The following is a 12,458-nucleotide window of genomic DNA, read 5'->3' on the forward strand; positions in this document are numbered from 1 at the left end:
AAACAATAAATATAACACTTGTGAAAAAGAAATTTATAGCGTTCGGCCTCCTGCTTTCCCTTGCCGGTCCGGCGTTTTCTCAAAGCCAGAGTGCTCCGGTTCCGCTTACCTTGCAGGAATCAGTAAAATATGCGCTGCAAAATAACGAAGCCGTTAAAAAAGCTTACCTGGATGAAAAAAGTGCTGCCTACAGAATAAAAGAAGTAACCGGCTCGGGCCTGCCCCAGCTGAATGCAACCGGAACGCTCACCATGAACCCGGCACTGGCTACCCAGCTCTTGCCCGGTGAACTTGCCGGCGCTCCCGGTACCATGATCCCCGTACAATTCGGTACCAAATACGTAGCTTCGGCCGGTATATCGCTGCAGCAACTCATTTTTAATAAATCTTTTTTTGTAGGCCTGGAAGCTGCCAAAACCACCAAAGACCTTTATCGCTTGCGCACGCAGATGAGCGAAGAGGAGGTAATTTACAATGTAAGTTCTGCATACCTGCAATTGTTGCAAACCAGAGAACAGTTTAACACGATTGATGCCAACTTCAAGCGTTTAGAACAATTAGAAAAAATACTCGATCTGCAGTATAAGAATGATGTAGCTACCAAAGTACAGTTAAACCGGGTAACGGTAAATAAAGTTAATTTGGAAAACACCCGCCAAACACTGGAAGCTAATTATGTACGACAGCTGAACGCCCTGAAATTCTTTATGGGCATGCCGGTAGACCAGCCAATTACCATTGCTGATACCACACCAACTCTAAACGTGCCGGTTCTGGCAAAAGAAGATGCCAGCTCTGTATTGTACAATCGCATTGATTTCCAGTTGCTGAACAAACAAAAACAATTACTGAACCTGAACGAGAAAAACATCAAAGCCCGGTATTACCCGTCGCTTTCCGGTTTTGGTAATGTAGGGACTTCAGCCCAGCGCAACGAATTTACTTTCTTCAATACCAACCAGCCCTGGTTCAACAACGTTGCCATTGGTCTGCAGTTGAACGTGCCTATTTTTGATGGCTTCCAGCGCCGCAATCAGGTAAAACAGGCTAAGATCGAGATCGAGAAAGTAGAGCAGGATATTGCCCAGGTTACCAATGCTACCAATATGTCTTTACAAAATGCCGCTACGCAGATGCAAAGCAGCTTGAGTGCTGTGCAGGCCCAGGAACGCAACGTAACCCTGGCGCAGGAAGTGTACCGCAACACCAACGAACTTTATAAAGAAGGACTGACTCCGCTTACCGATCTTTTAGATACCGAAGTAAGCCTGCGCGAAGCCCAGACCAACCTGAATAACGAACGCCTGAAATACCAGCTGGCCCAGTTAACCTACCTGCAGGCTAAAGGCGAACTCAAATCTCTTGTTCAATAAGCAAAACGCTATCAAAAACCGCATAAAAAGTAACGCACAAACCTCAAAATGAAAAAGCTGATCTATATTTTCCTTGCCCTTGTACTAGCCGGTGGCATTTATTATAAACTCACAACCAACAAAAAAGAACTGGCCGCCAAAGCTGCCGTGGCTGAAATTAAAAGCAATGCCATTTCAGTAGCTTTAACCGAGCCCAAAGTAAGCAAGATCGATAAATCTTTTACCGCGCAGGGAAATTTTGCGCCGCAGAACTCACTTACCTTATTATCCGAAACCTCGGGACAGGTGCTGAAAGTGCTGAAACGCAAAGGCGACAAAGTACGCGCCGGAGAATTGCTGGTGCAGGTAGAAGCCAACACCATGAGCGCTGACCTAGCTACTTCGCAGGCTAATTTCGAAAAAGCCAAGCGCGATCTGGGCCGTTTCGAGAACCTGGCTTCCGGCGAAGCCATCACCAAACGCCAGCTGGAAGATGCCCGCCTGAACGTAAAAGTAACGGAAGCCCAACTGGTAGCAGCCCGTCAGCGCGTGAACAAAACCCGCATCACCGCGCCAATTTCCGGCGAAATAAATGAGATCTACATTGAAGTTGGATCTTACCTGAGCATGGGCACAAAGCTGTACGATATTGTAAATGTAGACCGCTTAAAGCTGAAAATTCAGGTAGACGAAAGCCAGGTTTTACTCATTAACGAAGGCCAGAAAGTGAACGTGAAAGCTGACGTAGACGCCTCGAAAAACTACGAAGGAACCGTAACCGCCATTGCCGCGCAAGCTACCAACGCCCTGAAATACGATGTGGAAATTGAAGTGAAAAACCCGGAGAAAAACAGCCTGCGCGCGGGTATGTACGGCACGGCTAATTTCCAGATCGCCGAGCAACGCGACGCGCTTTTAATACCGCGCGAAGCCATTGTAGGCGGTATTCAGGACCCATCGGTTTACGTGGTTGAAAACGGTATTGCCAAGCTGCGCAAAGTGAAAGCCGGAACCGTAACCCAGGATCAGGTAGAAATTGTGGAAGGTGTGAAATCCGGCGAAAAGATCGTGCGCAGCGGTCAGATCAACTTAGTAGACGGCGCCAAAGTGCAGGCTATCTAATTCCGGAATTTCCCGAAAGTAACTGCATTAAAATTTGGTCCCGACTTTTCAGGCCTGAAACCATAGCGTTTTTACGCTACAGAAAAAAAAGGAGCTAAAGAATAATCCTTCAAAAGAGTAGGGGAAGATTGCACCTTATTGGGTCCGGAAAGATCTGGTAACTCTCACTTTCTTCTTCTAACTCTTTTAGACAGGATAAATAATAAAGGTCAAAAATAAGACTTAAACGAAATGAACATAACCAAAATATCCATCCAGCGGTCTACCATTGTAGTGGTGGTTTTTACGGTGCTCACCTTGCTGGGGATCGTAAGTTACAACAGCCTCAACTACGAGTTATTACCGAAATTTTCGCCGCCGGTTCTTACCATTTCCACGCTTTATCCGGGTGCTTCGCCTTCGGAAGTGGAGAACTCGGTAACCAAAGAAATTGAAGATGCGATCTCTTCGCTGGAGAACGTAAAAACCATTAAAAGTACCTCGCAGGAAAGCTTTTCGGTAATTGTGATCGAGCTGAACCAGGGTACCGACGTGGACCTGAGTTTACAGGACGCTCAGCGTAAAGTGAACGCCATTTTATCGCGGTTGCCCGACGATGCCGATGCGCCTTCTTTAGGTAAATTCGACTTCGACGACATGCCGATCATGAAAATGGGAGCCACGGCCAATTTACCGGCTACCGAATTCTACGACCTGATCGACAAACAGATCAAACCGCAGCTTTCCCGCGCGCAAGGCGTTGCCCAGATCAAAGTTCTGGGTGGCCAGGAACGCGAAGTGAAAGTAAATATCGATGCCAACAAACTCGAAGCCTACGGCATTTCCATTCTGCAGGTAATGCAGACCATTCGGAGCTCCAACTTAGACTTCCCGACCGGCGAAATTAAAGACGCCGAAGGCCAGACCCAGATCCGTTTAGCGGGTAAATTCGTTTCCCTGGATCAGCTGCGCGCTTTGGTAATTCGTGATGATGCGCGTGGTACCGTGCGCCTGAGCGACCTGGCCGAAGTGCAGGATTCGCAGAAAGATACCGACGTATTAAGCCGTATCAACTCCAAGCCTTCCGTGGGTATTACCATTCAGAAACAGAGTGATGCGAACGCGGTGGAAGTAAGTGAGCAAACCAAATTAACCCTGGCGCAACTCGAAAAAACCTACGCCGAAATCGGCCTGAAATTCAACATTGCCAACGACACCTCGGTGTTTACCCTGGAAGCCGCTGATTCCGTAATTCACGACTTAGCATTGGCAGTAATTCTGGTTGCGGTGGTAATGCTTTTGTTCCTGCACTCGCTGCGGAACGCGATCATTGTAATGATCTCCATTCCGGCATCGTTGGTGGCTACTTTTATTGCCATGTACCTCTTCGGTTATTCGTTGAACCTGATGAGTCTGATGGCGATCTCGCTCGTGGTTGGTATTCTGGTGGATGACGCCATTGTGGTGATCGAGAACATTTACCGTCACATGGAAATGGGTAAAAACCCGGCCCAGGCGTCTTACGATGGTATCCGCGAAATTTCCGCCACGGTAACTTCCATTACGCTCGTAATTGTGGTCGTATTCGTGCCACTGGCGCTTTCAACTGGTCTGGTTTCGGATATCCTTCGTCAGTTTGCGGTAGTAGTGGCGGTAGCAACCATGATCTCGTTGTTTGTGGCCTTTACCTTAATTCCATTGCTGGCCAGTCGTTTCTCTAAACTGGAGCACCTTTCCGATAAGAATGTTTTCGGCCGCTTTATCTTATCTTTCGAACGTTTCCTGGACCGCGTGATCGATGGTTTTACGAGCGTATTGCGCTGGGCTTTTGGTCATAAACTGATCGTGTTAGGGTTAACCCTGGCGGCATTTATCGGGGCGGTTTCATTGGTGCCAGGCGGTTTTATTGGTAGCGAATTTATTGGCGCCGGCGACAGAGGGGAAGTGAACTTCCAGCTGGAATTGCCGAAAAATGCGACCGTAGAACAAACGAACCAGGCTACAGCCAAAGTAGAGAATTACCTGAATAAATACCCGGAAATTACCCGCGTGTTTACGACTGTTGGGGCTACTTCGGCTTCGCAGCAGGGGCAAGGTGCGGCGTATGAATCGGAAATTTTCGTGGCGCTCGTGGATGTGCGGAAGCGTGATTTCAGTACCGATAAATTCAGCCGGATGGTAAAAGCCGAAGTGGAGGAACTGATCCCGGGCGTGAAAATTACGCCGGTGCCGGTGGGTATGGTGGGTAGCTCGCAAGCCCCGATCCAGATCCTGCTTTCCGGTCCGAACCTGGATACGCTCATGAATTTCTCGCAGAAAGTAATGCGGGAAGTGGTGCAGGTGCAAGGTACTTCCGATGTGGAAACTTCGGTTGAAGGCGGTAACCCGGAAATCAACGTACAGGTAGACCGAACCAAAATGGCTAGTTTAGGTTTGACGTTGGAAAGTGTAGGTGCCGGCATGCAGGTTGCCTTCAGCGGAAATACCGATGCAGAATACCGCGACGGCAACAACAACTACGACATCAACATCCGTCTCGATGAATTCGACCGCAAGAACGTAACTGATATTGCCAACCTTTCCTTCGTGAATAACCAGGGGCAGGTGGTGCGTTTGGGTCAGTTTGCGGATATCAAGCAATCTTCCGGGCCTTCTAAACTGGAGCGTACCAACCGGGTAACTTCCGTAAACGTGAACTCGCAGGTAGTTGGTCGTCCGACCGGTACGGTTGGTGCAGAAATTCAGGAACGCATGGCGAAAGTGGATGTGCCGAAAGGCGTAACCGTGAGCTACGAAGGTAACCTGAAAAACCAGAGCGAAGGTTTTGGTACGCTGGGAATTGCCTTGCTTTCTTCTATCATTTTCATGTACCTGATCATGGTGGCGCTTTACGACTCATACGTGTATCCGTTCGTGGTATTGTTCTCCATTCCGCTGGCTATTATCGGGGCATTATTAGCCTTGGCTCTGGCTGCCGAAACGCTGAGTATCTTCTCTATCCTGGGTATTATCATGATGATCGGTCTGGTTGCGAAAAACGCCATTATGGTGGTCGATTTCACGAACAGTTTGAAAGCTGAAGGTGTGCCGGTGAAAGATGCCCTGGTAGAAGCGATCCGTATCCGTTTCCGCCCGATTTTGATGACTACTTTGGCGATGGTGATCGGTATGTTGCCGATCGCGTTGGCTGGTGGCGCCGTGGCGGCTTCCAAAAACGGTCTGGCCTGGGCTTTGATCGGTGGTCTGACTTCTTCCATGTTCCTGACTTTAATTGTGGTACCGATCATTTACTACATCTTCGATAGAGTTCTGGCGAAGTTTGGTATGGATAAGAGTAAAAAGATTGAGCTGGAAGACAAATCTTTGGAAGAGCTGGAGCACGAAACAGCGGTTCAGGGCGAAAAGAACCTGGCGCATGTGCACTAGAATTTGCCAAGCTTTTTATAATTGTGTTTGATAAATTGAGAGGCAGGCTTCCTTTGGAGGTCTGTCTCTTTTGTTTTTCAGGTAGAAACGCTATGTTTTTACCTGAAAAAACTGCCGGCCTGTCAGAAAATTAACCAAGGGATTCTTCTGCCGGAAAGCCTGCCGTGTTTGGATTGGAAACGGAAAAACGGATTTAATATGCGTTTTTTATTGTTATGCCTGGAATGAGTTTTATGCTTAGCGAAAAGGAGTTTTTATTTTGCCGGACTTGGTAAAATAAAGCTGACAAAGCGCATTTGGGCGCGCTTTTTGCTAATTCATGTATGTACATTAATTGCCTGCCGTTTATTCATTTTACTGACAAAAAAGGCAGGCTTTAACGCTAAAGAAATGACAAAAAAGATCGTAATTATTGGTGGCGGATTTGCGGGGGTAAACCTGGCGAATAGTCTTTCCGGTGAGCCTGAATTTCAGGTAACGCTGGTCGATAAAAACAACTATAATTTTTTCCCGCCGCTGCTTTACCAGGTAGCTACCGGTTTCCTGGAAGTGTCGAATATCAGTTATCCTTTCCGCAAATTATTGCAGGGCAAACCGAACCTGAATTTCCGCCTGGGCGAATTGATGGAAGTAAAGCCCGAAGAGAACAAGATCGTGCTCAGCAACGGTGAACTGGAATACGATTACCTGGTCATGGCTACGGGTACCGAAACGAATTATTTCGGCATCGATAACATTCGTAAAAATGCACAGCCCATGAAAACCGTGCACGACGCCATTAACCTTCGGAATTTTATGCTGCAGAAATCCGAAGAAGCTACCCTGGCTACCGACGATAATGAAAGACGCAAACTAACCACCATTGTGGTGGCCGGCGGCGGTCCGACGGGGGTAGAAGTAGCAGGTATGCTGGCAGAAATGCGCAAAAATATCGGACAGAAAGATTACCCCGAATTAACCGGCATCGAAAGCGAGATTTATCTGGTAGACGGTGGCCCGAGCGTGCTGGCGCCTATGAGCAAAGCTTCGCAGCAATATACCCACGATTCTCTAGTGGAGCTGGGCGTAAATGTGAAACTCAACAAACAGGTAATTAACTATGAAGATGATCTGGTGACTTTTGCCGATGGCGAAACCATTGAAACGAAGATCCTGATCTGGGCAGCAGGGGTAACCGGTAAAATGATTGCAGGTATGCCTACCGAAAGTTACGGCCGCGGCCGGAGACTGCTGGTAAACGAATATAATAAGGTAGAAAACACGGAGAATATTTTTGCCATCGGCGATATTGCCTTGCAGACTTCCGACGGGAATTTCCCTAACGGCCATCCGCAGGTAGCCCAGGTTGCCATTCAGCAGGGGAAATTGCTGGCCCGGAATTTAAAAGCGCAGCAGGAGCATAAGCCGTTAAAAGCTTTTGCGTATCACGACCGCGGCTCTATGGCGATCATAGGCCGGAAAAAAGCAGTAGCCGATCTGCCCAAACCGAAACTGCATTTCAACGGGTTTGTTGCCTGGGTGATGTGGCTGTTCGTGCATCTGGTTTCGCTTATAACCGTTCCGAATCGCGTGAAAACGCTTTATAACTGGATGATCGCGTATTTTACCAAAGACCAGGCCATGCGCCTGATCATAAGGCCGGCGGAAAACGCTATGGTAAAACCTGAAAAAACTGCCAGATTGCCTGAGTTGGTGAAAGCCGCTTAAAAACGAATTCATTCCTTATTTTTCCAGAAACAAGCCTCCGGGATGCGGAGGCTTGTTTTTTAATGCCAGTAATGAATTGAATAATTGGCAAAGGCAACGTTTCTATCCATAATCTTTCTGGAAAAGAGCGCCCTAACCCTATAGAATTCGTAAGGCAAGCGGACGGTTTTCATTTCTGTTCAGCTAGTATCCGGGCGATTTAAATGGTAAAGCGGTGAGGCAAGAAACCGCGTTTTCGAACGTTTCTTCTCCGGCAATTTACTTCAGCCATAATTATTGTACTTTTGAACTCCGGAGCAGGTTTACTAATGGAATTAAGGTGAACCAAAGCGGAGAAATTTTAATAAAGCTAATTGATGCGGCGTTTTATAGTGCTTTTTGGGGTTATAGCCCTTCTTTTCGATTTTTACGTTTACCAGGGAATTAAAAGGATTTCGGCTGACTGGCGATCTGCAACACTGCGGAAAGCGGTGCGCCGGGGTTACTGGATATTTTTTATTGCCTTCAATATCTGTTTCACGGTAGTTGTTTTCCAGCGCTTTTCAACCGGCGAAAACAATGATTTTATGAAATGGATCATGAATTTGTTCCTGATCTTTTTTGTAACCAAGCTGGTTTTTATTCTGGTACTTTTTGGCGAAGATCTGGTGCGGGCCGGAGTAGCGCTTATCCGGTTGATCAAACAAACTTTCAGCGAAACGGAATCTGACAAAAAGCTGATGCCCGGCCGCCGGAAATTCGTAAGTCAGTCGGCTTTAATTCTGGCTTCCATTCCTTTCGCTTCTTTTCTGTACGGTATGGTGAAAGGCAAGTACCAGTACACGGTGCACCGCTCTACGCTTTTTTTTGAAGACCTGCCGGCCGCCTTCGATGGCTTTAAGATCACGCAGCTTTCCGATATTCATGCCGGCAGTTTTGACGATCCGGAAGCGGTGCAACGGGGCATTGATCTGGCGAAAGCGCAAAAGGGGGACCTTTTCGTTTTTACCGGCGATCTGGTAAACGATTATGCGACGGAAGTGGTGCCTTACATCAATCATTTTAAGCAATTAAAAGCCCCTTTCGGGCAGTTTTCGGTGCTCGGAAACCATGATTACGGCATGTATGCCAAATGGCCAACCGAAAAAGAAAAAGAGCAGAATCTGCGGGACCTGAAGCAACACCACGCCGATATGGGCTATAAATTGTTGCTGGACGAAGCGGTCACGATCGAAAAAGATGGCGAAAAATTATCGCTGATCGGGGTGGAGAACTGGGGTAAGGGTTTTATTCAAATCGGTAACCTGGACAAGGCGCTGGCAAATATATCCAAAGATGCATTTAAGGTCCTGCTTTCACACGACCCTTCGCATTGGGAAGAGGTTGTAAAACACCACGAAAAACACGTGCATTTAACTTTGAGCGGGCATACGCACGGCATGCAGTTCGGAATAGAAACGCCGGTTTTTAAATGGAGTCCGGCGCAGTTCCGCTACAAAACCTGGGCCGGACTGGCAGCGGAAGCCGGGAAAATGCTGTATGTGAACCGGGGCTTTGGCTTTATCGGTTTTTCGGGCCGGGTAGGGATCTGGCCGGAGATCACGGTGCTGGAATTACGCAAAGGCAAGGCTCCCGCATAAAGTCAACTCTTAATACTTCAGACTTTTTAAGCCTGAAACCCTACCGTTTTTTTAATTATTATTCCAGAATACGCCGAAAGTTCAGGCCGAATGTCAGAAAACCAGCTGCAGGATTAAGTACGCAGGCAGGTAAATCCCTATAGCCAATCCCAGCATAACGAGGAGCAGGTAACGTTTCGGGCTTAGTCTGGTTTGCGGTTTTGCCCCGGGCCCGAATACCATGTTGATGTTTTCGGCGGGAGAGGTAAACAGGAATGTGAAAAGTAAAACGGCCCAGCCGAATAAAACCTGATACCAGAAAGCGCTTTCATGAAAACCCGTTTTCCAGATCATCCAGAGAATAAGCGGCGGCAAAACCACGTGAAATAAGGACAACGCTCGCAGGAAACGCGATTTGGTGCTGTCGAACATGTAATCGGTGAGGCTGAAAAGTCTTTTGCCGGTTAAAAGCTGCACGAAATAACTCACATTCCAGGCGATTTCCGGGATCAGAACTGCTACGCCCATCATGCTGGCCAGCAAGCTGCTTTCGAGCCAGACCGCGGCCAGCATTACAAACAAAGCCACATCCGAAAACCACAAAAAATTGGCAAGGCCCCATTTTTTCCAGTAAACCGGCACCAGAACAGCCACAAATACCGTGTAAGCAATTTTGATCCAAAGCGGGATAAGCGTTGCATCTGGTAAAGCCGGCAGCCAGAGATTCATGTTGGTTCAATGCTAAAATGGTAGGGAAAGTGGGTTAAAAACTGCCGGTAACGTTCCTGGTTCTTTCGAGCAGCCGGTCTGGGAAATTGGTGATGATGCCGTATGGTTTTGCCTTTAAAGCGAGTTCAATTTCGGGTTCCTGGTTTACGGTGTAAAACAGCAGTTTGCGGTTTTGAGCTTTTACAGTTTCCACCAGGTAAGCGTTGTGCGTTTCAATGGCCGTAACCACCAGATCAGGATTCACTTTTTGCAGATAATCTTCCAGGAAAACCGGCACGCATTCGAACATAATAGCGGTTTGCAATTCCGGGTTTTGCCTTTTCATTTCCATGATCTTTTGGTGATAAAAGGAGCCGATCGTGAACGCATCAGAAGGCAGGTTACTTTCTAATATTCCCAGCGTTTTAAGGAAGGCGTTTTCAGCTTTTACTTCTACTAATAGGGGGATTTTATGCGGCTTCACCAGGTCAAGCACAGCTTTTAAAGTCGGAATTTCGGCCCCGTTTTTCAGCTTTGTGTTTTTCAGTTTCCCGTAACTTAATTCCGCAATGAATCCGCTTTCATCGGTTAAACGGTCGAGGTAAGCATCGTGAAAAACTACAATTTCGCCGTCGGTGGTTTGCCAGACGTCTATTTCTATTCCATCTACGCCCAGGTCAATGGCTTTTTGGATGCTGGCCAACGTGTTTTCAAATGCCAGTCCGGCCGCGCCGCGGTGCCCGAAGATCTTTGGTTTTAAAGCAGTTTCTTCCATTTTTAACCTTAGAATACGTTCGTTAAAAGTGACTTCTACTAAATGCAAACTTGGGTAAAGCTGTAAAGTTTGAACGCCGCTGGCTGGTACAATTTATTAAAGAGCAATGCACTTTTTACGATGAAATCTATAGCGTTTTTTGAATTTTAAAAAATAAAAACCTGCTCTGAAAGCAACGTCAAACTTTCTCTGCAACGCCGATTATATCTTCGCTTTGCGGGTACGTTTTTGCAGCTGCAGGATCTTTTGCTCGAATTGTTGCCGCAGTTCGTGCACAAACGTTAGCGGCTCGGGGTAGGTTTGTAAAACGTGGTACAGTTCCGAATTTTTAATTTCCTGCAAAGCCCTGAAAAGTTCTTCCTGTTTTTTGCGGAGAAATACAAGTAAGGCAGCCGGATCGGCAATGGTTTCGGGCTGGTAGGGGATGTGCGACATGGCATTGCCGCTGATGATGTATTCGTAAAAGCCTTTCAGTTCTTCCAGATCGCCGCTTTCGTAAACGTCTATCAGCTGCATGGTAACTTCCGTAGCGCGCCCGGTTTTATCGGAATCTTCGCCGGCAAATTTATCGGGGTGCACGTGCCGGATGGCTTCTTTGTAGAGCCGTTTTAATTCCTGTTGGTTTTCCGGGGTTGGTTTGACCGTAACGGAAGGTGCGGTAGCAGTTTGCTTTAAGCCGGAGGTTTCGCGGTAGTTTTTGCCTTTCTTTTTCTGTTCCAGGCGTTTGGCTTTTTTGTCGGCTTTCAGCTTTTTATAAACCGCCGTAAGCTCCTGAATTCGCCGGATCTGGGGTTGCAGCTGGGAGCGGAGTTGTGCACTGAAAACATTGATGGCGGTTTCGGCCGTGGCCAGTTCTTTTTCCAGCTCCGCAAGGGCTTTTTCCAGGTGTTGTATTTGCTGGTGCAGCGGATCTTCTGCTTTTAAAACCGATTGGAGCATAAGGAATTTATTCTGGATGTGCTTTTCAGCCACAAAAACATAGCGTTTTTAAGCTGATAAAAAAATGCGGGAATTTCAGCAATTTAGCTGAAATTCCCGCATTTTGAAGATTAAAGTTAGCAATTGCTGCCGTCTAAATTGCAGGCGTTCGCGTTCGGATCGCCGGCAATGGGAGTGGGTTTGGGTTTCTCGGTTTCGTTCCAGGTTTGGTCCAGAGTTTGCTGAAAAAGCTCAATGGGCTGCGCGCCGGAAATGGCATACCGGTTATTGAAAACAAAGAAGGGCACGCCGCGGGCGCCAACCTGCTGCGCCTCATATTGGTCCATTTGCACAGCTTCTTTGTAGGCATCGGTTTGCAGCATGGCTTTTACTTTTTCTTTATTCAACCCTACCGTTTCGGCTAGTTCAGCCAGCGTTTCTTTGTCGCCCAGGTCGCGGCCTTCGGTATAATAAGCGGCAAATAACCTTTCTTTCAGTTCATTTTGTTTGCCCTGCTCTTTGGCGAAATGCAGTAAACGGTGCGCATCCAGGGTATTGGTAATGATGGCTTTGTCGAAATTATACTGTAAACCAACTTCTTTGGCGGCGCCGGCCATGTAATCGTTCATTTGCTTGCCTTCCTGCACGCTCACGCCTTTGCGTTTGGCTAAATACTCGTGCACACTTTGCCCCGGAACCGGTTTTGCTTCCGGATCGAGCTGGAAGCTGCGCCAGGTTATTTCCACCTCATCTTTATGCGGAAAATCTTTTAACGCTGCTTCGAATTTGCGCTTACCAATGTAACAAAACGGGCAAACCACATCAGACCAGATCTCTACTTTCATTGTTGCAATTTTAGTTTTTAAAACAAGA

At 47.4% G+C, this 12,458-nt stretch carries 9 protein-coding genes; 5 read left to right on the top strand and 4 right to left on the bottom strand.

Going from position 1 to position 12,458, the window contains the following annotated elements; translation table 11 throughout:
• The first annotated feature begins 20 nt into the window (after positions 1-20).
• The 5 genes from I5M27_RS07110 to I5M27_RS07130 all read left to right on the top strand — a co-directional run bounded on the left by I5M27_RS07110 (position 21) and on the right by I5M27_RS07130 (position 9,205).
• Positions 21-1,373: a TolC family protein gene (locus I5M27_RS07110; RefSeq protein ID WP_317193565.1), complete on the top strand. Its 1,353-nt coding sequence runs from the start codon at positions 21-23 to the stop codon at positions 1,371-1,373.
• Between the two features lie 48 nt (positions 1,374-1,421).
• Complete coding sequence (locus tag I5M27_RS07115) at positions 1,422-2,474, top strand: efflux RND transporter periplasmic adaptor subunit (protein ID WP_200505508.1); 1,053 nt, start codon at positions 1,422-1,424, stop codon at positions 2,472-2,474.
• A gap of 231 nt (positions 2,475-2,705) precedes the next feature.
• A complete protein-coding gene (locus I5M27_RS07120; RefSeq protein WP_200505509.1) occupies positions 2,706-5,879 on the top strand; it encodes an efflux RND transporter permease subunit in 3,174 nt (1,057 codons plus the stop codon).
• 390 nt (positions 5,880-6,269) lie between these two features.
• Positions 6,270-7,586, top strand: coding sequence for an NAD(P)/FAD-dependent oxidoreductase (locus I5M27_RS07125; protein ID WP_200505510.1), 1,317 nt, complete (start codon positions 6,270-6,272; stop codon positions 7,584-7,586).
• Between the two features lie 356 nt (positions 7,587-7,942).
• A complete protein-coding gene (locus tag I5M27_RS07130) occupies positions 7,943-9,205 on the top strand; it encodes a metallophosphoesterase (RefSeq protein ID WP_200505511.1) in 1,263 nt (420 codons plus the stop codon).
• 93 nt (positions 9,206-9,298) lie between these two features.
• Here I5M27_RS07130 and I5M27_RS07135 read toward each other — a convergent pair whose 3' ends face one another.
• From I5M27_RS07135 to I5M27_RS07150, 4 genes are all read right to left on the bottom strand, one after another.
• Positions 9,299-9,913, bottom strand: a complete 615-nt coding sequence (locus tag I5M27_RS07135; protein WP_200505512.1) for a membrane-associated protein — start codon at positions 9,911-9,913, stop codon at positions 9,299-9,301.
• A gap of 34 nt (positions 9,914-9,947) precedes the next feature.
• Positions 9,948-10,667, bottom strand: coding sequence for a glycerophosphodiester phosphodiesterase (locus I5M27_RS07140; RefSeq protein ID WP_200505513.1), 720 nt, complete (start codon positions 10,665-10,667; stop codon positions 9,948-9,950).
• 201 nt (positions 10,668-10,868) lie between these two features.
• Positions 10,869-11,639 (bottom strand): hypothetical protein, encoded by a 771-nt coding sequence (locus I5M27_RS07145; RefSeq protein ID WP_200505514.1) that lies wholly within the window; start codon positions 11,637-11,639, stop codon positions 10,869-10,871.
• Between the two features lie 83 nt (positions 11,640-11,722).
• Complete coding sequence (locus I5M27_RS07150; RefSeq protein WP_200505515.1) at positions 11,723-12,430, bottom strand: DsbA family oxidoreductase; 708 nt, start codon at positions 12,428-12,430, stop codon at positions 11,723-11,725.
• Positions 12,431-12,458 lie beyond the last annotated feature (28 nt).

This window comes from Adhaeribacter terrigena, from assembly GCF_016623615.1.
Lineage (GTDB): Bacteria > Bacteroidota > Bacteroidia > Cytophagales > Hymenobacteraceae > Adhaeribacter_A > Adhaeribacter_A terrigena.

Bases quoted from the DNA above. Each gene is read 5' to 3' on its own strand.
- I5M27_RS07115 (WP_200505508.1), top strand. From the start codon at position 1,422: ATGAAAAAGCTGATCTATATTTTCCTTGCCCTTGTACTAGCCGGTGGC.
- I5M27_RS07125 (WP_200505510.1), top strand. From the start codon at position 6,270: ATGACAAAAAAGATCGTAATTATTGGTGGCGGATTTGCGGGGGTAAAC.
- I5M27_RS07135 (WP_200505512.1), bottom strand. From the start codon at position 9,913: ATGAATCTCTGGCTGCCGGCTTTACCAGATGCAACGCTTATCCCGCTT.
- I5M27_RS07140 (WP_200505513.1), bottom strand. From the start codon at position 10,667: ATGGAAGAAACTGCTTTAAAACCAAAGATCTTCGGGCACCGCGGCGCG.
- I5M27_RS07150 (WP_200505515.1), bottom strand. From the start codon at position 12,430: ATGAAAGTAGAGATCTGGTCTGATGTGGTTTGCCCGTTTTGTTACATT.
- I5M27_RS07130 (WP_200505511.1), top strand. From the start codon at position 7,943: ATGCGGCGTTTTATAGTGCTTTTTGGGGTTATAGCCCTTCTTTTCGAT.
- I5M27_RS07120 (WP_200505509.1), top strand. From the start codon at position 2,706: ATGAACATAACCAAAATATCCATCCAGCGGTCTACCATTGTAGTGGTG.